This is a genomic window from Kitasatospora sp. NPDC051702, assembly GCF_040681575.1.
Taxonomy (GTDB): domain Bacteria; phylum Actinomycetota; class Actinomycetes; order Streptomycetales; family Streptomycetaceae; genus Kitasatospora.
Window position 1 is genome coordinate 13,132 of record NZ_JBFAZB010000064.1, and the last position, 19,497, is coordinate 32,628.

Annotated in this window: 17 protein-coding genes and 1 pseudogene; 7 read left to right on the forward strand and 11 right to left on the reverse strand. The window is 73.8% G+C overall.

Annotation, left to right across the window (positions count from 1 at the left end; translation table 11 throughout):
* Positions 1 to 8: 8 nt before the first annotated feature.
* Positions 9 to 539 carry a DUF6328 family protein gene (locus tag AB0N04_RS35060; RefSeq protein ID WP_360218757.1) on the reverse strand — a complete coding sequence of 177 codons (531 nt, stop codon included), beginning with the start codon at positions 537 to 539 and terminating at the stop codon, positions 9 to 11.
* A 79-nt stretch (positions 540 to 618) separates the two neighbouring features.
* Complete coding sequence (locus AB0N04_RS35065) at positions 619 to 963, reverse strand: hypothetical protein (RefSeq protein WP_360218759.1); 345 nt, start codon at positions 961 to 963, stop codon at positions 619 to 621.
* Between the two features lie 150 nt (positions 964 to 1,113).
* Here AB0N04_RS35065 and AB0N04_RS35070 point away from each other — a divergent pair, with 150 nt between their 5' ends.
* The gene (locus tag AB0N04_RS35070) at positions 1,114 to 2,331 is read left to right on the forward strand and encodes a YbdK family carboxylate-amine ligase (protein ID WP_360218761.1); all 1,218 of its coding nucleotides are present in this window, start codon (positions 1,114 to 1,116) and stop codon (positions 2,329 to 2,331) included.
* 178 nt (positions 2,332 to 2,509) lie between these two features.
* Here the strand turns inward: AB0N04_RS35070 and AB0N04_RS35075 are convergent, their stop codons facing one another.
* Both AB0N04_RS35075 and AB0N04_RS35080 read right to left on the reverse strand, forming a co-directional pair.
* On the reverse strand, positions 2,510 to 2,671 hold the full coding sequence (locus AB0N04_RS35075; protein ID WP_360218763.1) for a hypothetical protein: 162 nt from the start codon (positions 2,669 to 2,671) through the stop codon (positions 2,510 to 2,512).
* Positions 2,672 to 3,227: 556 nt separating this feature from the next.
* Entirely contained in the window at positions 3,228 to 3,587 is a 360-nt protein-coding gene (locus tag AB0N04_RS35080; RefSeq protein ID WP_360218766.1) for a hypothetical protein, read from the reverse strand.
* Between the two features lie 431 nt (positions 3,588 to 4,018).
* Between AB0N04_RS35080 and AB0N04_RS35085 the strand changes: the two are divergent.
* A pseudogene (locus AB0N04_RS35085) lies at positions 4,019 to 4,371 on the forward strand (ornithine decarboxylase); the annotation flags it as partial.
* 95 nt (positions 4,372 to 4,466) lie between these two features.
* Here AB0N04_RS35085 and AB0N04_RS35090 read toward each other — a convergent pair.
* The 3 genes from AB0N04_RS35090 to AB0N04_RS35100 all read right to left on the reverse strand — a co-directional run bounded on the left by AB0N04_RS35090 (position 4,467) and on the right by AB0N04_RS35100 (position 10,933).
* The gene (locus AB0N04_RS35090) at positions 4,467 to 8,177 is read right to left on the reverse strand and encodes a WD40 repeat domain-containing protein (RefSeq protein ID WP_360218769.1); all 3,711 of its coding nucleotides are present in this window, start codon (positions 8,175 to 8,177) and stop codon (positions 4,467 to 4,469) included.
* Between the two features lie 200 nt (positions 8,178 to 8,377).
* The gene (locus AB0N04_RS35095; RefSeq protein WP_360218772.1) at positions 8,378 to 8,788 is read right to left on the reverse strand and encodes a hypothetical protein; all 411 of its coding nucleotides are present in this window, start codon (positions 8,786 to 8,788) and stop codon (positions 8,378 to 8,380) included.
* Positions 8,789 to 8,836: 48 nt separating this feature from the next.
* The gene (locus AB0N04_RS35100; RefSeq protein ID WP_360218775.1) at positions 8,837 to 10,933 is read right to left on the reverse strand and encodes a PQQ-binding-like beta-propeller repeat protein; all 2,097 of its coding nucleotides are present in this window, start codon (positions 10,931 to 10,933) and stop codon (positions 8,837 to 8,839) included.
* 353 nt (positions 10,934 to 11,286) lie between these two features.
* Between AB0N04_RS35100 and AB0N04_RS35105 the strand changes: the two genes are divergently transcribed.
* Positions 11,287 to 11,892: a TetR/AcrR family transcriptional regulator gene (locus AB0N04_RS35105; RefSeq protein ID WP_360218778.1), complete on the forward strand. Its 606-nt coding sequence runs from the start codon at positions 11,287 to 11,289 to the stop codon at positions 11,890 to 11,892.
* Positions 11,889 to 12,044, forward strand: coding sequence for a hypothetical protein (locus AB0N04_RS35110; RefSeq protein WP_360218781.1), 156 nt, complete (start codon positions 11,889 to 11,891; stop codon positions 12,042 to 12,044). The genes AB0N04_RS35105 and AB0N04_RS35110 overlap by 4 nt, the downstream gene beginning before the upstream one ends.
* Before the next feature lie 188 nt (positions 12,045 to 12,232).
* On the opposite strand, the gene AB0N04_RS35115 is transcribed toward AB0N04_RS35110, so the two are convergent.
* The 3 genes from AB0N04_RS35115 to AB0N04_RS35125 form a co-directional block, all read right to left on the reverse strand.
* Positions 12,233 to 12,877, reverse strand: a complete 645-nt coding sequence (locus AB0N04_RS35115; RefSeq protein WP_360218784.1) for a GAP family protein — start codon at positions 12,875 to 12,877, stop codon at positions 12,233 to 12,235.
* 982 nt (positions 12,878 to 13,859) lie between these two features.
* Complete coding sequence (locus tag AB0N04_RS35120; RefSeq protein WP_360218787.1) at positions 13,860 to 14,555, reverse strand: hemerythrin domain-containing protein; 696 nt, start codon at positions 14,553 to 14,555, stop codon at positions 13,860 to 13,862.
* Positions 14,556 to 15,152: 597 nt separating this feature from the next.
* Complete coding sequence (locus AB0N04_RS35125; RefSeq protein WP_360218790.1) at positions 15,153 to 16,139, reverse strand: AsnC family transcriptional regulator; 987 nt, start codon at positions 16,137 to 16,139, stop codon at positions 15,153 to 15,155.
* A 156-nt stretch (positions 16,140 to 16,295) separates the two neighbouring features.
* On the opposite strand from AB0N04_RS35125, the gene AB0N04_RS35130 reads away from it, so the two are divergent.
* From AB0N04_RS35130 to AB0N04_RS35140, 3 genes are all read left to right on the forward strand, one after another.
* Complete coding sequence (locus AB0N04_RS35130) at positions 16,296 to 17,801, forward strand: FAD-dependent monooxygenase (protein ID WP_360218793.1); 1,506 nt, start codon at positions 16,296 to 16,298, stop codon at positions 17,799 to 17,801.
* Between the two features lie 263 nt (positions 17,802 to 18,064).
* Positions 18,065 to 18,355, forward strand: a complete 291-nt coding sequence (locus tag AB0N04_RS35135; protein WP_360218796.1) for a hypothetical protein — start codon at positions 18,065 to 18,067, stop codon at positions 18,353 to 18,355.
* Between the two features lie 7 nt (positions 18,356 to 18,362).
* Positions 18,363 to 18,851: a DUF4265 domain-containing protein gene (locus tag AB0N04_RS35140; protein ID WP_360218799.1), complete on the forward strand. Its 489-nt coding sequence runs from the start codon at positions 18,363 to 18,365 to the stop codon at positions 18,849 to 18,851.
* Between the two features lie 56 nt (positions 18,852 to 18,907).
* On the opposite strand, the gene AB0N04_RS35145 is transcribed toward AB0N04_RS35140, so the two are convergent.
* A complete protein-coding gene (locus AB0N04_RS35145; protein WP_360218802.1) occupies positions 18,908 to 19,468 on the reverse strand; it encodes a S1 RNA-binding domain-containing protein in 561 nt (186 codons plus the stop codon).
* Positions 19,469 to 19,497 lie beyond the last annotated feature (29 nt).

The window sequence follows — 19,497 nt, forward strand, 5'->3', positions numbered from 1 at the left end:
GCAGGCTGTCACCGCGGGTCGCCGCCCACCCCTCCGCGGCCGCGCGCGGCCGCCTGGCGGGCGGCCGTACGCCGCAGCACCACCTGCGGCAGGACGAGCCACGTGGTGGTGAACCACAGCAGCACGGCGGCGCTGATGATCCACGAAGCGGTCGGGTTGCCCGTCGCGGTGCGCAGCAGGAGCAGGAGCGCGGCGGCGATGGTCAGAGCCAGGGTGACGAGTCCGGTGGCGATGAGGTGGCCCGCGACGTGGATGAGTTCGGGTTTCATGTCGTGGCCGGCGAAGAGGCGGTGGAAGGCCACCGGGGCGACGAGGGCGCCGGTGGCGACCGCGCCCAGGACCACGGTGGCGGTGTAGAGGTTCGTGTCGAAGGCGGGCAGGGCGGCGAAGCGCGGGGTGAAGGCGACGCCGATCAGGAAGCCGAAGAGGATCTGCGCGCCGGTCTGGCACACGCGCACTTCCTGGAGCATGTCGGTCCACAGGCGGTCGGCGCGCTCCTGGGGCGTCTCGTCCCGGCCGGGGCCACCGTCGTCGTTCATCACGGATCCTCCCGGCTACGGGCGGCGGGCCGGCTGTCGGGGCTGGGCACGGAGTGATACCCCCCGGGGTCGGTCGGGATCAGGGGCGTTCTTCGTGGTGGCCGCACAGCCAGGCCAGCGCCTGGTAGGCACCCAGGGTGCATGCGGTGTCCGCACCGGTCCTCACGGCTTCCCGCAGACGGAGGGCGACGGCCTGGCACTCGGCCAGCAGCTGCGCCCGGCACGGCCCGGTCGCCCCGAGCGCCGTGGCGGCGGTGGCCGGCGCCGCGACCTGAGCCCCCACGGCCCAGCGGTAGGCGCCGAGGACGCCGTGCTCGAAACCGGACCAGGGCTGCGGTGAGCCGTTGGCGGCCTCGATCGCTTCGAACACCTCGTCCAGCGGGCGGACCCCGACGACCGGGGCCGCCGTCTCGTCACTGGTCATGCCCGCAACCTACGCCGCGGCGCCCGCCCGCGCCGCCGGACGCGGGCGAACGGCGCAGCGACGACGCCCCGGCCGGGGCTCCGGCAGTTTCCGCTCGCCCCCGCAGGACATACGCGGGGGCGACAGCCCCTGTCCCGGGAGCGCAGCTTCATGACGCACACCTGCTCCGCCCACGGCACGGCCCGGTCGGACGGCGCCGCGGCCCCCGTCCTCAAGTTCGGCGTCGAGGAGGAGTTCCTGCTGGTCGACCCGGCCACCCGGACCACCTCACCCCGCGCGCACCTCGTGGTGCCCCACGCCGCCCGGACGCTCGGCGCCCGGGCCCAGCACGAGTTCCTGGCCACGCAGGTCGAGGCGTGCACCCGGCCCGTCACCAGCGCCGCCGGTCTCCTCGCGGAGCTGGTCGCCGCACGCCGGGCCATGGGGGCGGCGGCCGAGTACGCCGGGTGCCGCCTGGTGGCCACCGGCACCCCCGTCCTGCCCAGCCGCCACCCGCTGTCGGTCACTCCCACCGACCGCTACCAGCGCGTCGCCCTCCACGTGAACCGGGCCGCGGACCAACGGGGCGGCGAGATCTGCGGCTGCCACGTCCACCTCGGCGACCTGGACCGCACCGAGGCCCTGGCGATCAGCGCGCACCTGAGACCCTGGCTGCCCGTCCTGCAGGCGCTCAGCGTCAACTCGCCGTTCTGCGAAGGCCGGGACAACGGCGCCGCGAGCGCCCGCGCCGGCCGCTACCTGGCCTGGCCGACCTGCGGACCCGCACCCGCCCTCGACCCGGACGGCTACGAGCGCACGGTGGAGCGACTGCTCGCGCGGCGCGTCATCCTCGACCGCAGAATGCTGTACTGGTACGCCCGGCCCTCCGAACACCTGCCCACCCTGGAGGTACGGATCGCCGACACGAACGCCGACGTGACGACCCCCCTCCTGCTCGCCGTCCTGCTCCGCGCCCTCGCCCGCACGTTCCTGTCCGCGCACCGGCACGGCGAACCTCCGCCGCGGATGCCCGGCGCGGTCCTGCGCGAGGCCCACCGGCAGGCCGCGCTCGGCGGGCTCACCGGCACCGGCACGCACCCGTCCACCGGATGCCGCCTGCCGATGCCCGTGCTCGTCGGCGACCTGCTGGACCTGGCCACACCCGCCCTGGCCGGCTCGGGCGACCTCGAACTCGCCCGCCCGCTCGTCCACGCGCGCCTGACCGCCGGCACGGGCGCCGACCGGCAGCGCGCCGTCTTCGCCCACCGCCGCGCGCTGACCGACGTCGTCGACGACCTCGCCCAGCGCACCGCCGACCCGGGTACCGTCGCGGCTCCCTCTGTCGCCACCGGTACCGGCCGCCCCGGCAGCAAGGCGGTCATCGTCTGAGCGGGGACGACGGTGGCCGTCGCACCGGGCAGCCTCCGCGAGCGCGGACCGACCCGCTGCCCGGGCCGCCCGTCCCGCGGGTCGCCCGGCATCGATCAGCGCGCGGGACGCCGCCCCGGCTGCCCCACCATTCCACCGCCCTACCACCGGCCGGGGCCGGCCGGGGCGGTCCGGACAGTCACCGGGCAGAGCGCCCGCGCGAGGCCGCGAAGCCGAGGTAGACCACGCCGGCCACGAACACCGCGATGCCGATGAACAGCAGGTACAGCGCTCCGTGGACGACGACACCTACCAGCCCGAGGACGACGGCGATCAAGGTCAACGCCAGGAACACGCTCATGGTGGGGCTCCCTTCCCTCGACTCGGCCGGCCCTGTGATGCGCGGCCACCAGCGGTGCCGGCGGCTGCGTCCGCCCTCCACCGCACCGCCGGGCCCACGCGTGTACCCGTGTTCCGCGACCCGACGCACGCCGTGGTCGAGGTGCGGCCGGTCAGCGTCGCCACGTACGGCACCGACGGCGTGACCTCGGCGCCGGAGGCCGAACGGGACCCAGCGGTTTGCCGCTCCGACTGCCGGGCACGCGCCGAGCAGCGGACTCGTGCTCGCCTCGTACCGAAGGGAGGCCGGCGTCGTGAGACTCGCAACCATCGCGCTCAGGCCGTTCGGGCTCGTCCCGGGCCCGTGGAGCGCCGTGCTGGCCACGTGGGCCCTGCGCCGGCTGCGGCGACGGCTCTCGGGCGGCCCGGTAGGACGCCGTACCGCCGGCGCCGGGCGCCGGCAGCGCCGGACACCGGCGGCAACCGCCCGGAGGTGACGTCCGCCCGCACGCGGTCGGCCTCAGCGCGCCCACGTTCGGAGCTCCATGCCTCGCCGCAGAGCCGAGCCGGCGGGCCCCTCAGGTCGTCTCGCGGCGCTGCTTCATCTCGGCCTCCGCGATGTGGTCGCGATCCCCCGCGAGGGCTTCGCGGACCTGCTGCTCGACCTCGAGGAACCGCTGGTGGTAGCCGTCGTCGTAGGCTTCCACGATCTCGAACGTCCACATCCCCGGCAGGACGTCGGCGCCCCGCACCTCGCGTTCGACCAGGTCGGCCTCCGTGCCGTGGCCGGCCTGCCGCAGGAGCCGGACCGCCTCTCCGACCGCCTTGTCCGCGCCGCCGGTCAGCTGGTGGAAGTCGTACAGGCGCCCGCGTGCCCGCTCCGTCGTCTCCAGTGCCTCGGACAGCAGCCCCAGGGCCGCCACCGTCGCGTCGTCCATCCCCGGCGGCCGCGAGTGCCGCCGCGGGCCACGTGTTCTCCGCCTGCCGGCCATACCCACCGCACTCCTCTCCCCGCTGCTGCCACCCGCTGAGGCGTCTTTCCCCCCGGCCCGCGGGAACACCCGGACACAGCGGCGGATCCTCGTGCGTGAACGCGCCCCCGCCCTCACCGGCATCGACGCAGGTGGGAGCGGTGCGGCAGCGGGCACCGCGCTGCGGCGCCGGGGCGCCTCGGCCGACGGTCCGCCCGAACACGTCCGACGAGCCCGAGCCGGAGCCCGGTTCCTGAGCCCGCGGGCTCGGCAGGCAGGAGACGGCGAGGGCCGCCGCTACCGCCGTTTCCTGCTCGGGCCGCCGGGCAGACGCGGCCGGCACGGACCAGTCCCAGGCACCGGCACTCGAAGCCCTCGCGGCCTTCCACGCCGACCCGCTGACGGTGTTCACCCCACCGGGCCACAAGCAGGGCCGGGGCAGCGATCCCCGCGTCCTGCGGACGCTCGGCGCGGACGTCTTCCGCGCAGACGTGCTGGCCACCGGCGGACTGGACGACCGAACCGACTCCCGCGGCATCCTCCGGCACGCGCAGGAGCTGATGGCGGAGGCCGTCGGCGCCGACCACACGTTCTTCTCCACCTGCGGCAGCTCCCTGTCCGTCAAGGCCGCGATGCTGGCCGTCGCCGGACCGCACGAGAAACTGCTGGTAGGCCGGGACGCGCAAAGGCGGTGATCGCGGGCCTCATCCTGGCCGGCATCCGGCCGGTCCGGGTCGAACAGCAGTGGGACACCCCTGACCACGTCGAGGTCGTACCCGCCCGCGCCCCTGGGATCTCCGAGGCCGCTCCGGACTGTCCACTCCGGCCACGGCGGGACCCGATGAATCAGCACGTGCTGGTGTACGGCAGGGAGGCCACCAGGTGCGCCCACTGCTGGTCGTCCAGGGGGCCGGAGGTCGCGCAGACCTGCGCAGCGACCTGCTCGGCGTCGAGGCTCCACAGACCTACCGCGCCGCCGTCGGTGGTGGCGGCGAGGGTACGGCCGTCCGGGCTGAAGGCGGTGACCGTGAGTGGCCCGGTGCTGGTGGTGAGGGGATCGCCGATCGGGGTGGGCCGGGTCCGGTCGCTGATGTCCCAGCGGACGAGGGCGCCGGTCGCGGCGTGCAGGGTGGCCGCCAGGGTGCGGCCGTCGGGGCTGAATGCGACGGCCCAGACGGGTCCGGTCGTGGTGAGGGGGCTGGCGAGCGGGACCGGGTGGTCGGGGTCGGCGGTGTTCCAGAGGGTGACGACACCTTGGCTGCTGCCTACGGCGAGGGTGCGGCCGTCGGGGCTGAAGGTCGCCCACAGCGCCGATCCGGCGGGCTGTTGGAGGGGCTGCCCGAGGCGGACGGACTCGCTGTCGCGGACCCGCCACAGCCCGATCTGGCTGCTGCTGCTGTCGCCGCCCGTGGCCAGGGTGTGTCCGTCGGAGGCGAACGCGACGGTGAAGACGCTCCGGGTGCCGTCGGTGGTGATACCGCCGGAGGAGATGGGCTTGCGGGGGTCGGACAGGTTCCAGAGGCTGACGCCGGTGAGCGAGGTGCCGTTGGCCGCGACCGCGAGGGTGTGGCCGTCAGGGGTGAAGGCGAGCGACATCGCTCGTCCGCCGGGGTTGGACAACGGGGTTCCGATCGCGGTGGGCCCGGCTTCGTCGGACATGTCCCATAGGTGTACCGTGCCGTCGCCGTCGCCGGCGGCCAGGAGGCGCCCGTCGGGGCTGAACGCCAGCGAGTCCACGGCCGCGGTGGTACCGGTCAGCGGCTTGCCGTGCGGAGCCGGGCGTTCCCGCTCGGCCAGGCTCCAGAGGTTGACGGTCCCGCTCTGGCTGCCCACCGCGAGCAGTCGGCCGTCGGGGCTGAACGCCGCGGCGTTGACGTTGCCGCCCGCACCGGCCAGCAGGGTCGGCGGGAGGTGCCACAGGTCGACCGCGCCGTCGATGTTGCCGGCCGCCAGGGTGTGTCCGTCCGGACTGAATGCGAGCGAGAGGACGGCGCCGCCGGGGCCGGCCAGCGGCTGTCCGAGCGGGAGAGCCCGCTTGGGCGCGGCCACGTTCCACCGGTAGACGGCGTGGTCGGCGCTCGCGGCGGCCAGGGTGCGCCCGTCGCGGCTGAACGCGACCGACAGGACCGCGTTCGCCGGGCCGGTCAGGGGTGCGCCGATCTGCGCGGCTCGGCCGGGCTCCGTGACGTCCCAGAGCCGGACGGCGGCGTCCGTGCCGCCGATGGCGAGGGTGCGCCCGTCCGGGCTGAACGCCACGGTGGTCGCCGCGGACTCCGGGCCGGCCAGGGGAACGCCGACCGGTGCGGGTCGGCCGGGATCGGCGACGTTCCAGAGCCGGACCTGTCCGCCGGAGTCCGCCGCGGCCAGCACGCGCCCGTCCGGACCGAACGCCACGGACCGGACCGGATGCTCCGGGCCGGACAGGGGGGTGCCGATCGGCTCGGGTCGGCCGGGGCCGGTGAGGTTCCAGAGCCGGACCTGTCCGCCGGAGTCCGCCGCGGCCAGCACGCGCCCGTCCGGACTGAACGCCACCGACTCGACGGCCCCCCAGGGCAGTTGCTGGACCGTGCCGAGGGCATGGGGGTGCGCGGCGTTGCTCACGTCCCACAGGTCGAGGACGCCTTCGCCGGTGATGCCGTCGCGTGTGTGGTCGCCGCTGTGGCCGCCGACGGCGAGGGTGCGGCCGTCGGGGCTGAAGGCCACCGATCGGATCGAGTCCACGCCGGGATCCTCGGGCAGCGGCTCCCCCAGTTGCACGGCCCGGCCCGGGTCGGTGACGTCCCACAGCCGCACCGTCGGCTCCGTGAGGTTCCCGGCCGCCATGGTCCGGCCGTCCGGGCTGTAGGCGACCGTCTTGACGGAGTCCCTCGCCCCGGGCGCCCGTGCCCTGGTGGACGTCGGAGTGTTCTGCGTGCTCAGCAGCCTCGACGCGCTCTGCGCCGTGGGGAAGAGCCGGTAGGCGGTGAGTGCGAGTCGCGAGGACTGTGCGGTGTCGGTGGCGGCGTACTGGAGGGTCTCGGCGGCCAGTTGGGCTTCGACAGCCCGGTTCCGCTCGCTGAGGGCGCGGGCGGCGGCCGCTCGCGCGCCGGCGTCCTGCCGGATGGCGACGACGGCTGCTGTGGAGGCGAGGACGGCCAGTGCGGTGATCACGGCCACCGCGGCGTGCCGCAGGGTTCGGGCGCGGCGCTCCTGCCGCCGGGCCGTGTTCAGGTAGGCGAGCGCGCCCGGGCTCAGCTCGTTCGGGTGTGCGGTCGACCAGGTGTCGGCCGCCTCCAGCCGGGTGCCCCGGAGCAGAGCCGCGCGTTCCCGTCCCTCACGCGCCCAGGCGGCGGCGGACTCCTCCAGGTCCTGGCGGACCAGTGCGCCCGCCCGGTCGTCCTCGATCCATTGGCGCAGGGTCGGCCAGGCCCGCATCAGGGCCTCGTGGGTCAGGACGACGTGGTCCTGGTCCTGGGTCAGCAGCCTGGCGTTGGTGAAGAGTTCGATGACCTCGGCGCCGGCTTCGGGGTCCGGGAGGACGTCCAGCAGGTCCTGGTAGCGCATTCTCCGCCGGGCGTCATCGGCGTCCATCCGGACGATGACCAACTGCCGGAACACCAGGCGGGCGATGTCCCGCGCCTTCGGCGACAGCCCCAGGTAGTGTGCGTCGGCGGTGTCGCGGATGGCTCCGGTGATCCCTCCGGTGCGTCGGTAGCCGCCGATCGTCAGCACGTCCCCGTCGCGGGCGAACCAGGTGGCCCAGAGTGCGTGGGCGAGCAGCGGCAGTCGACTGGTCCGGGCCGCGGTGTTCCAGGTGCTGTTCGGGTCGCGCGGGGCCGCTGCGCCGTCGAGTTCGGCGAGGATGACGTCGACGAGGCCGTCCTCGACGGCGAGCCCGACGTCCGCGGCGGGTCTGCGGATGGCCTCGGCCAGTTCGTCCGTCGTCATGGGGTCCAGCAGGACGGGGTCGGCGCGCAGAGCGGTGCGTAGTTGCCGGTGGTCGGTGCAGGCCGAGAAGAAGTCGGCCCGTACGGCCAGCAGCACCAGGACCCGGGGCCGGCCGGCGGCGGGCCGGGACAGCAGGTCCAGCACGTCGATGAACCACTGGCGTTCCGGGTAGTCCGCGCCCAGGGTGAACAGCTCCTCCAGCTGGTCCACCACGACCACGAGGCCGCCCGGCGCCGTCGGACCGGTCGAGCCGGCGCGCGCGGTGAACTCGCGGGCGCACCGCTCGGCGTCGCCGAGCCAGTCGGCTGCCGCCGACCGGGCCTCCTCCGGGTCCAGCCCGGCGGCGGCGGCCAGGGCGAGCGCGGGGGACGCGGTCGGCGTCAGCGTGGCGTGCGCCCAGTCGCGTGACCCGGTACGGGCGAGCCGGCCGGCCGCCAGCGCGGGCAGGACGCCGGCGGCGAGCAGGGAGGACTTGCCCGAGCCCGACGGGCCGATCACGACGAGCGGGCCGGTGGCGGTGCCGGTCCGGGCCTCCAGCCGGGCGCAGACGGCTTCCACCGCGTGGGCCCGGCCGTGGAACCACCGTGCGTCCTGCTCGCCGAACGGCGCCAGGCCCGGGTAGGGGCACACGGTTGAGTCCCGGCCCGTCCGGAACGCAGGACGGGCCCCCGTGCCGAAGTGTTGAACGACGATGTCGTGGCCTGCGAGGTAGCCGTCGCGTCCGTGCGTGACCTCCAGGTGCAGGCCGGCCGGCGGTGTGGCAGGCCCTTCCCCGCCGTCGGCCGCGGGGCCGCCGGGCGGGGGATCCGGTGTCGGTCGGTCCGGGTCGCTCACGTCTGGTCGCGCCGGTTGACCGTGATGTCTCGGGCGGCCATGTAGCCGTCGCCCCCGCCGGACACGTCCATGCGCATGGTGACCTGCGGCGCGGCCGGCGCGTTCAGCGCGTCGACGACCCGGCGCACCTCCTCGGCGGCCTCCGGCCGGTCGGCGAGCAGGCGGGCGAACCTGTCCTGCCATTCCTGCGCCAGCTGGACCCGCAGCTGCACCGCGGTGCCCTCGTCCGTGGCCTGGGTCAGGGCAAGCCGGGTGTCGGTGAGGTCCGAGTGCACCTGCTCGGCACGCGCGTGCCGCCACAGCGCGGGGACCGACGCCTTGGCTGCTTCCCAGCCGTCCGTGGTCAGCAGCTCGACGAGCTTGCCGGCAGCCGCTGCGGCCAGTGCGGCCAGTGCGAGGTCGACCATGTGCGGTGTCCCTTCCGAGTGGGTGGTGCGGGCGCCTTCGGCCGAGCTTCAGCCGTGGGTGGCGATCGCGGTGAGGGTGAGGTTGGAGGAGACGTAGACCCGGTCGCCTGCGACGGTCCAGCGGAACCCGACCGGCGGGGCGGCCGGGTCGTTGTACTTCCACCGGGCCCGTCCGGTGTCCGCGTCGATCGCCCACAGGTTCCGCTGGGAGTCGGTGGCGATGACGGTGTCGGCCGAACACCGGGCGTGGACGCCGTTGAGGGAGAGGCCGGCCGTCCACAGGACGTGCTTGGGGAGGGTGGCCACCCATCTGGCCTTGCCGTTCGCGGCATCGAGGGCGACCAGGTCCTGGCCGACCGGGACGTAGACGCTCCTGCCGTCCGGGCTGGCGAAGGGAGTGCCGAAGCGGACGTCGGGCTGCTCGTCGGCCCGCAGGTCCCAGACCTGCTTTCCGGTCGCCGGGTCGGCCGCGACGATCCGGTCGGCGCCGAACACGAACAGACCGCCCGCGTAGCAGGTCATCGCGGGGCCAGGCTGGTAGTACCACCGGCCGTTCGGCACGGTCTGTTTCCAGCCGCGGGCACCGCTCGCCCCCGCGTCGAGCATGACGACCTGTCCGTCGGGCTTGTCGACGGCGCTGGCCGCCAGGAGCAGGTTCCCGCTCGGCGGCACCAGGATGTTGCTCAGATCGGTGCCGGTGGTCTTCCACCGCATCGTGCCGTCGGCGACGTCGAACGCGGCGAGCACCCCGGTGTAGGTGGACGGGGTGTTGATGTCGGCGCCCAGCGAGAGCTTGCCCGCGGCCACGTACACCGTCCTTCCCGCCACCGCTACGGCGGCCGGCCGGTTCTCGGCGCCCAGCAGGGCCGGCAGCGACATCGCCCACTTCGGGTCTCCGGTGCGCGCGTCCAGCGCGGCCAGGGCCGGTTCTCGGCCGCGGACGTCGCCCAGGACGTAGAACACCCCGTCGGCGGACGTCATCCGCGACAGTCCGGATGACGTCGGGAACACGGTCAGGGAGTGCGGGCTGAACACCTGCCTGCCGTCACGGTCGACGAACAGGGTCGACTTCTGCGAGGCGAGGGCGACGACCGTGTCCGAGGCCGCCAGGTCGCTGGGCTCGTCCTGGAGGACGACCTGCCAGGCCGTGGCCGGCTGCACGCCCGCCAGGTCGACCCGGACCTCCCTGGCCGTGGACGGCGACCCTACCGGCGACCCACCCGAAGGTGAGCCTCCCGAAGGTGAGCCGCGAGAAGGCGACGCGCCCGAAGGTGAGCCTCCCGAGGACGCGTCGACGGGCGCGGGCGCCGGTGCACCGTCCCCGGAGCCGCTCGGCCAGGCGAGCGCGGTCGCCAGGCCGCCCACTGCCAGGGCCCCGCCCACCGCACCCACGAGCAACGTACGACGGCTTGGCCCGGGGACCCTCGCGACAGCTGCAGCCGCCGCGGCGACGGGCGCCGGCAGCCAGTCGCCACCCGGAGCGGCGACGGGACCGCCGAGCAGGTCGACCAGGCGCCCGACGGCGGCCCGCTCGAGCGGTTCCGGACCGGAATGGGACCGGAGCTCGTCGACGGCTTCCTCCAGCAGCGGCAGCAGGACGCTCGCCGGTGCGACGTACCCACCGGCCGCGAACTCCAGAACGGCCGCCAGATCCGGCACGTCGTCCGCCTGCGCCGCCGCCCCCGACACCCGGGCCGCCAGGACCGGCGCGCGTACCCCGAGCAGGACCGTGCCAGGAGTGAGCAGGCCGTACGCGAACCCGGCCGAGTGCACGGTCGCGAGTGCCTCCAGGAGCCCCGGTGCCAGCACCGAAAGGCTCGACCACGGCAACGGGCCGTACTGCTCGACCGCCTGACGAAGCGTCACCGCCGGGAGGAAGGTATCGGCAAGCCATGGCACGGGACCGTCCAGATCGGCGCCCAGCAGCGGCGCAAGGCCCGCGCCGGTGAGCGCCAGGGCCGAACCCACGTCCGCTCGGAACCGCAGGTCCCGCGCCAGCGCCACCGGCACCACCATGACGGACGCCTGGACGCCTCCCTGACGTCGGCCCAGGTAGACCGGGCCGCCCAGCGGGCCGTCGGGCAACCGCCCCACCAGCCGGTACGGCCCCAGCCGCTTCGGCTCGCCCACCCCCATGCGGATCATCGCCTCACCCCTGGTCGATCACTGCACCGCGAAGCTGCCACCCGAGCACTCCCTCGAGACCACGTGCCGACATACCGTCATGCTCGGGCAGGGTCGGCCGGCCGATTCTCCGGCGACCGCCGAGACGTGTGTCCACCGCTTCCCCTTCGCCGCCCGCTGGAGCAGCACGCCGGCAACTCGAGCGCACCGCTGCCCGCGACCTGACCGCTGCGCCGCCCCCGGTCCGCCGCTGGCGACGACTCCGGCCACAGCACCTCCCCGGACTGCCCGCCCCCGCCGCTCGGGCCACCACAGATGTGGTACCACGGCCGGGGTAGAATGGACAAGTAGCTTTCATGCAGGGAGAACTGACTGTGAATCAGCACCGAAGAGATCGACTTCGCGACGCGGCCATCGAGGTACTGGCCGGGGCGGGCGGGCGCGGCTTGACCCACCGGGCCGTCGATTCCGAGGCCGGGGTGCCGCTGGGCACCACGAAGAACTACTACCCGACCCGCGACGCCCTACTCGGCGCGGTCGCCGAGCGATGTGCGGAACAGTACCGCGCGGTCGCGGCGCAATTGGCAGCCTCCGGAGCCCGCCCCACCGACCGCGAAGGCCTGGCAGCCATGCTCCGAGGGCTACTGGAGAACGTCTCCGGACCAGGCCGGACCAGAATGCTCGCCTACCTCGAGCTGCAGGCCGAGGCAGCCCGCCGGCCCTGGCTGTCGGCCGTCCTCGACCAGATCGCCGCCGCCGACTTCGCCGGCCTCCAGCACGCCCAGCGAGCCGCTGGACTGCCCGTAACCCCGCTTCGGGCCGCCACCGTCACCCTCGCCCTGCACGCCGCCATCCCCCACCTGCTGGACGCCGGCCCAGCCACCCTCGCCAGCGCGGGCCTCGACGATCTGGACCGGTTCATCCAGGGCCTGTTGGACGTGGCGTACCCCCGACGCGACTGCCTGATCGTTTCAGAGTGACGATTGGACGGTCCTTCGCCGTCGGTTCGCTGGAGAACGTGCGCGAAGTCGCGGCCGTCGAGACGTCCGGTCGGCACCTGCGTCGCTCCTCCGTCCGGTGCCCCGCCGCGCTGCGGTTCCTGATCGAAGCGCGCGAGTCGGGGGCCACGTAGGGACCGGAACGGCGGCCGTCGGACCCACGCTGCGGCGAGACGCCCTGAGGGGATCAACTCAGCTGCGAATGAACGGATTTGATCTCGCAGCTCAGCGTGACGTGCCGCAGCCATGTGCTCGGCGGGGGTGGACTGGCCTGCGTCAGTCGGCCTTTGACGAACTCGAGGCCGCCTGACGGGTCCGCCGCTCAGGCGACGAGGTAATAGATGCTGCTGGCGGTGAGCCAGAGGCCGGCCAGGAGGGAGAGGGTGATGATCAGCTGGTCCTGGCGCTGCTCGAGCCAGGTCCGCAGGGCGCTCAGCCGGGCGTGGGAGGTTTCCGGGGCCCAGACGGAGTACAACTCCATCACGAGGAGGCTGAGGGTGGCCAGCACGCAGTAGCCGGTCAGGTCGAGCCAGGTGGAGAGGGAGGAGAGGTCGGCATCGACGACCGTGGCGGCGCCGGCTCCGACCAGGGCCCAGGGTTGGAGCAGCCAGGCGAGTCCGGCGGCGGTCCCGAGCCCGGCGTTGTCAACGCGTCCCGTCCAGCTCGGCGGCCGGTAGGGGTGGGGAGGCTGCCGACTCCGGTAGCCGCCGAACAGGACCAGGCCGACGCCGATCACGAGCTTCGCGGCGAGGGCCGCACTCGATGGCGAGCTGTGGTGGACAGGTGGTGTCCCACCGGTCAGCAGCAGAACGCAGGCGATGACCGCCACCAGGTTGGCCAGCCAGGACAGCAGGAAGGCGAGGCCCTTGCGGACGCCGCGCCGTGACGAGAGCAGAAGGATGAAGGCGGTGTTGTGCAACGGTCCGAGGGTGATGGCCGTACCGATCACGAGCAAGTCGGCAACCACCGGACCATCCGCTCCCTCACGTCGATACCCCGCCCGGCAAGCCCGGAGCGGCTTCGACGGACGCGGCGGCGGACCACCGCGGCCTCACGTCACCGCGCTCCGACTCTGCGGGGACCGACCCCGCAGGTCAAGCAGGCCACGCCGACGGCCCGTTCGCGGCCGAGCATGACCGATGATCGCCTCATAACATTGATGAACTCCGCCGAGTCGGCAGGTGGCGTGGAGCGGCACGCCTCCTGGACCGAACTCTTCTTCGACCTCGTCGTCGTCGCGGGTGTGCTGCAGCTTTCGCACCTCCCTGCACGAGGCCCGACGGCCGCTGATCTCGCCCTGTATGTGTCCGCGAGCACCCGGTCGCCGCGCTGCTCATGCTCCGCGGGGACGGGGCCGACACCCCGCGGTCTCCCGTCCGTCGCCCGGCGTGCCGAATGCGCGACGACACCGTCTGAGCGCGCGGCCCCGCGCCCGCTCGGCGCGGAGCCAGTGCCACCGCACGAGCACCTCCACCCCGTCAACCCCCGGGTGGGGCCGACTGCCGCAGCACCACGCCGTCGGCCTGCACGTAGGCGAACACGTCTGCCAAGGTCCGCAGACGTAGGCCGGGTTGGCGGCAGGAGCCGGTCGCTCGGGTCTTGGGACGGTAGCAGCGCACGCCGAGAGCGTGCGCCGGGGGTGTGGCCCGCCGGGGTGTGGCCGACCACGTCCGCCGGGCGAAGCTGCTGGCGCTTGCCGGTGGCCCTGGTCCGCTTCGCGGGGAGGGGAGGCGCTCCTCTTGCCGCTGGTCTGCTTGGGGGACGGTCGGCGCGGGCGGCGGAGGGCCGGCCGGCAGGCCTCTTCCGCGGTTCTTCAGTGAGCCGGTTGGTGCGGGCGGTGTCGAGGATCCCCACCCCACGCTCGGGTGTTCCTCAGAGCTGCCCGCGCGATTCCCCGCCGTGCTGATGGGAGGGCCTCGAACCCCGCCCTCCCACCCGTGGGATCGGCGCTACACCTGCGGGGCCAAGGCGTCGCTCCGGCGGACGCGGGTGGTGGTGCGGTCGTAGAGACGGGTGCCGACGGTGCGCCACAGCACGCGGGCCGGGGCGGGCATCTGCGACAGGAACAGCCGGCGTTCCTGCGCGGTCGCGTCCTCGAGGATCGCGCCGAGGAAGATCAGGAGCTTGGCCTTGGGCACGCTGCGACGTCCGCGTTCACCGACCTCGGACCACTCGCCGGGTGTGATGTGGTCGGCCATCAGGGGCAGGAGGTGCTCCTCCTCGTCGTCCATGTGGTCGGCGGCGTGCCGGTCGAGCACCCGCAGGGCCTCGGCGAGGCGCAGGGCGGTGTCACGGTCGGCCCGGGCGCGCCAGCGGCGCGACAGCTCGGCAGCCGTGTCGAGCGCGCCGGCGATGGCCTCGTGCTGGTCGGCCATCCGCGCGACCACGTCGTCGCCGGGAGCGGCGCGCTCGCGCAGTCTGGGCCACAGCAGGTCGTCCTCGCCCTCGTGGTGCTCGCCCAGGGCGCCGAGGACCAGGTCGAGGTGGTCGGCGAGCACAGCGGTGCGCCGCCGGTCGCCGGGGACGGCAGCCTCGATCAGGCCGGCCAGGAGCGGTATCTCGCGGCGGAAGACCCGGTGCAGGACGACCATCTCTTGTGGGTCCAGACGCTCGTTGGCGGTGGCCGGGTGGGCGGTGGCGGGCATCAGGGTCCTTTTCGGCGAGGGAACAGTGATCATTCCTGAAAGCCGCAGCATAGTGACGTCGCCCCTGCTACCCGCAATCAGGCCGAGCTCGTCGCCCCCGCTGTGGTGCGAGCCGAGCGCCTGCACCCTTGCTCGCTGAAGTCCTCACTCGCTTCGACGGGCGACTGTCTGAGGAGTTGAGAGCGAGGCCGGGGGAATTCGAGGTTCTGACCGCTGTTCCGTGAACGGGCGTAATGCCACGGCTCGGCCGCTGAGGTCAGCCGCCGGCGTGCACCAGTCGTTCTGCCATGACGGCCGCTTCGTCAGCACTGGTGGTTTCGAGTTGCTCTGAGGCAGGCCCGTCGTGCGATGTCCGGGTGCAGACGAGATAGCGACCTCCGGGGCTCTCTTGAACGTTCTGATCCGGTTGACGTTGCCTTCGACCCTGCCGGAGCTCCATTCGAGGGTGAGGCCCGCGGTGACGGCTTCGAGGTCCTGGCGGAGGAAGCCGCCGAACGAGCTGACCGGGGCGGGAGCGTCCGCCGAGCAGCGGTAGCGCAGCACCGGCGGCCGGCGGCTGGGGCTGCGGGCGCGCCGCCGCCGTCCGTGCCCGGGCTCCTACGGCCGCCGCGGCGGCCCCGGCGGCCGGCTCGCCGCCTGCTTGACGGTCCGGATGATCTGTCCCGTCTCCAGCCGGGTGACGCCCGGCAGGGCGGCCACCCGGGTGGTCAGGTACCGGTACAGGGTGCGCTGGTCGGGGCAGAGCGCGCTGGCGTAGAGGTTGGTCGGACCGGTGGTCGCGGCGGCGAAGGCGATCTCGGGGTGGGTGGCGAGCGCCTCCCCGACCTCCGCCAGCCGGGCGGGCGCGACCGTGAACCAGAGCTGGGTGCGCGGGCCGATGCCGAGCAGGCGGCCGTCGCAGTCGATGTCCAGGTAGAGCAGGCCGCGCTCGCGCAGTTCGGTCATCCGTCGGCGGACCGTCGGCGGTGACCAGCCGGTCGCGGCGGCCAGTTGCTCGTAGTCGGCGCGTCCGTCGGCGGCGAGCGCGGCGAGCAGCCTGCGGTCGTGGTCGTCGAGCCGCACCGGGCCGGGACGGTGCGGGAGCCGGCGCGGCCGCAGGGCCGCGACGGCCTCCGGGGCCAGTGGGCCGAGCTTGCCGATCACACTGTCCGGGCCGCCGTAGAAGGTGTGCAGGACGGAGTACGCGCTCACCCCCTCCACCCGCGGGGTGTGCGGGAGCCGGGCCAGTAGCAGCGCCTCGGTGTCGGCCGGGCTCTCGGTGCGCACCGTGCAGGTGATCTCGGCGCCGCCGGAGGTGAGGTTCACCCAGGCGGTGTCGGGCCTCCGGGCGAGCGCCTCGGCGACGGCGACCGCCGCGGACGGGGCGCACCGCACCCGCAGCAGCCATAGCACCGCGCCCAGCGCCGTGGGGTCGACGCCGCCGACCACCCGGACCGCGCCGGTCGAGCGCAGCCTGGCGTACCGGCGGGCGATGGTGCGGTCCGAAACCCCGAGGACCCGGGCGATGGTGCTGAACGGGGCCCTGCCGTCGACGGCGAGGGCGTGCACGAGCTGACGGTCCAACAGGTCGAAGTCGGATTCCACTCCGCCGAGGGTAGTCGGCGTCGGATCTCGACAGGACCGGGCCGCTCAGTGGTCCGCAGCCCGCGGCGGCCGGAGCGTTGGTCCCGGGGCCGGGAGCCGGCCCTGCGGCCGACCGCCCTGCGGCGCCGTCGAACCGAACCACCGGGGAGAAGAAGCATGGACACCGAGGTACTCGTCGTCGGCGCCGGACCGACCGGGTTGACGGCCGCCAACGAACTGCTGCTGGCGGGGGTGGCGACCGTGCTCGTCGACCGGCTGCCGGAGCGCAGCCCGCTCTCCAGGGCCGGTGGCGTGCAGACCCGCACCCTGGAGGCGCTCGACCAGCGCGGCCTGCTGGAGCCACTGCTGGCGAGCGGGGACCACCCGGCGGGGACCGGCCACTTCGCCGGGATCCCCGCGCCGACCGGTTTCTCGGCGCACGCCCGGCAGCCCTGGCGCGCCGTGCCGCAGGCCGTGCTGGAGGGCTTCCTCGAGGAGCACCTGGCCTCGCGCGGGCTGGTCGTGCGGCGCGGCCACGAACTGGTCGGCCTCGCCCAGGACGCCGACGCGGTCACCGCGACGTTCGCCGACGGCCGTACCGTACGGGCGCGTTACCTCGTCGCCGCGGACGGCGGCCACAGCACCGTGCGATCGCTGCTGAAGGCCGCCTTCCCCGGCCGGGCCGGCACCGCGACCGCCGTCGCCGCCGACGTACGGCTGAGCGGCGCGGACCTCCCGGCCCCGCACACCCGCGGGGCGGACGGCCACTGGGCGGCGGTGTTCCCCCTCGGTACCGACGGACTGGGGAGGCCGCTGCGCCGGCTCGCCCTGGGCGGGCCCGGCCGGTCGCTGCCCAGGGATGTCCCGGTCACCGAGGAGGAGGTCCGCGAGGGCCTGCGTGCGGTGTTCGGCGACGCGGTCGCACTGCTGGAGCTGTGCTACGCCCGCCGGATCACCAACGCGGCCCGGCAGGTGGCCCGGTACCGGCACGGGCGGGTCCTGCTGGCCGGTGACGCCGCCCACGTCCACCTGCCGTTCGGCGCCCAGGGGATGAACACCGGGATGCAGGACGCCTTCAACCTCGGCTGGAAGCTGGCCGCCGTCGTGCGCGGCCGGGCGCCCCGGCACCTGCTCGACACGTACCACACCGAGCGTCACCTGGCCGGGGCCGCCGTGCTCCGCGACGTCCAGGCGCAGAGCCTGCTGATGGACTGGACGGGCAGCGGCGACCCGGACGTGGCCGCCACCCGGGAGCTCTTCGCGGCCCTCGCCGAACTCCCCTCCGTACAGCGGTTCCTGGGCGACCGGCTGGCCGGCACGGCCACCCGCTACCCGATGCCCGACGCCGGCTCCCACCCCCTGCTCGGCCTGCCCGTGCCGGACGCCGACCTCGGCCCGGCCCGGTTGTACGAACTCCTGCGGACCGGCCGCGGCCTCCTGCTCGACCCGGACGGCACCCTCGCCGGGGCCGCCGCCCCCTGGCGGGACCGGGTGGACGTCGTGGAGCGGGCCGCGGGCACCGAACCACTGCTCGTCCGTCCGGACGGGTACGCCTGCTGGGTGGCGGGCAGCCCGGAGAGCCTGCGCCGCTCCCTCGCGCACTGGTTCGGCGCACCGGGCGCAGGTGCGGGTGCGGACTTGGGCGCGGGCCTCGGGGCGGACCGGGCCTCGGCCGCCGGGTGAAGGGCCGCGGTTCCGAGGGCTCCGGCCCCCGGAACCCCGGGCGGTCAGGGTCGATCAGCGGTGGTGGCCCCAGTCCGCCGCCCACGTCCCCCTCGACAGCTCGCGTCGCCGACCGACCGGCCGCACCCGGGCGGCTCTGGACAGAGGTGTCCGACCGGGGAGAGCCGGCGGTGGCAGCGCGCGGATTGCAGCGGCCGCCTCCCAATCTCGGGCAAGTTTGGATTACTTTGGAATTCCTGGGACTTGGTGCGCTGGCTTCCCCCATGGCCGAGACCATCGATGAGCTCGAAGCGCGGTTGGCGGACCTGCGGGTGCTCCTGCGAGAGGCGACCCGCGCCCGGGACACGGCGGCGGCCACCCGGATCCGCCGGGAGATGCGCGCCGAGGGCCTGCACGTCGGCGACGTCGACATCGCCCGCCTGTCCCCGCTGAAGTTCGCCCACATCAACTTCCACGGTTCTCTCGCCGGTCTGCAGGTGTTGTTGATCATGCTGTCTCCAGTGCCAGTCGGGGGTCAGCGAGAGGTGGAGATGTTGTCGTGCCGGGCTGGATGATGGCGCGGTGACAAACATCAGCGACGACCATGTGAAGGTCCACTTCCGGATGGACGTGGACGAGGACGGCTGGCCGCCGGCGAGTGTCGAGAGTCTGTGGGCAGTCGACCTCGGTGATGGGACGGTGCGGCTCGACAACACCCCCTGGTTCGTGCGCGGTATCGCCTGCGAGGACGTCATCCGGGTGGAGATCGACGAGGAGGGCGTGCGCTGGGCCGGGGAGACTGTCCAGGCGTCGGAGAACTGCACGATCCGGTTGATCGTGCTGAAGGAGGGCGGCTCGGCCGCCGCCCGACAGAGCGTGCTGGAGGTCTTTCACAAACTCGGCACGACGGGTGAGGGGATCGAGCAATATCGGATGGTCGCGCTGGACGTCCCACCGGATGCGGACCTCCCAAGGATTCGGAAGCTCCTGGAGCATGGTGTGGCCAAGGAGTGGTGGCACTGGGAGGAAGGATGTGTCACGGCCGCCTGGGAGGCCGCTGCCTCAGGGTGAGGGACGCGCGGGCGGTGTTTCAGTGAGACCGCCGCGGACCCGGATCATTGCCCGGACTACGGCATTCGGATCGCTGAGAGGCTGAACCGGCGCCGTTCGAGGTCGACGTTGAGGATTCTCACGGACAGCTCTTGGCCCTCGTGAATGGCCTGGGCGGGATCCTCGATGGGTTCGTCGGACAGTTCGGCGAGGGTGACGAGCCCTTCGACGCAGTCGGCGATGCGGACGAACGCTCCGATCGGCGCGAGCTTGGTGACGTGTCCGGTGGTGATCTGGCCGATGCGGGCGGCGAACTGCGGCAGCAGATCTTCGTGCAGGGTCCACTCGGTGAGCTTGATCTTCACCTGGTGGTTGTGGTCTGCATGCCAGATCACCTCGCCCGACACCTGCTCACCGACGTGCGGGAGGGTCGCGCATCTGGGCATGGCGGTGATCTCGGCCAGTCCGACGGCGTCTGGGTGGTGCTCGATGCGGAGGAAGGCACCGAAGGGCTGGCGGCCGATGACCTCGCCAGTGATCTGTGTTCCAAGGGGCAGTGCCTGGCATGTCGCGGACCACGTCGCCTGGGCCCGTGCTCCGACTTCGATGCCGTCGGCGGGCCAGAGGTACTCGCTCATGCGCCGATCATGGCACGCACCGGTTTCGC

Coding starts and splice junctions, on each gene's coding strand:
- AB0N04_RS35060 (WP_360218757.1), bottom strand. CDS start 539: ATGAACGACGACGGTGGCCCCGGCCGGGACGAGACGCCCCAGGAGCGC.
- AB0N04_RS35065 (WP_360218759.1), bottom strand. CDS start 963: ATGACCAGTGACGAGACGGCGGCCCCGGTCGTCGGGGTCCGCCCGCTG.
- AB0N04_RS35070 (WP_360218761.1), top strand. CDS start 1,114: ATGACGCACACCTGCTCCGCCCACGGCACGGCCCGGTCGGACGGCGCC.
- AB0N04_RS35075 (WP_360218763.1), bottom strand. CDS start 2,671: ATGAGCGTGTTCCTGGCGTTGACCTTGATCGCCGTCGTCCTCGGGCTG.
- AB0N04_RS35080 (WP_360218766.1), bottom strand. CDS start 3,587: ATGGACGACGCGACGGTGGCGGCCCTGGGGCTGCTGTCCGAGGCACTG.
- AB0N04_RS35095 (WP_360218772.1), bottom strand. CDS start 8,788: ATGGTCGACCTCGCACTGGCCGCACTGGCCGCAGCGGCTGCCGGCAAG.
- AB0N04_RS35100 (WP_360218775.1), bottom strand. CDS start 10,933: ATGATCCGCATGGGGGTGGGCGAGCCGAAGCGGCTGGGGCCGTACCGG.
- AB0N04_RS35120 (WP_360218787.1), bottom strand. CDS start 14,555: ATGCCCGCCACCGCCCACCCGGCCACCGCCAACGAGCGTCTGGACCCA.
- AB0N04_RS35130 (WP_360218793.1), top strand. CDS start 16,296: ATGGACACCGAGGTACTCGTCGTCGGCGCCGGACCGACCGGGTTGACG.
- AB0N04_RS35135 (WP_360218796.1), top strand. CDS start 18,065: ATGGCCGAGACCATCGATGAGCTCGAAGCGCGGTTGGCGGACCTGCGG.
- AB0N04_RS35145 (WP_360218802.1), bottom strand. CDS start 19,468: ATGAGCGAGTACCTCTGGCCCGCCGACGGCATCGAAGTCGGAGCACGG.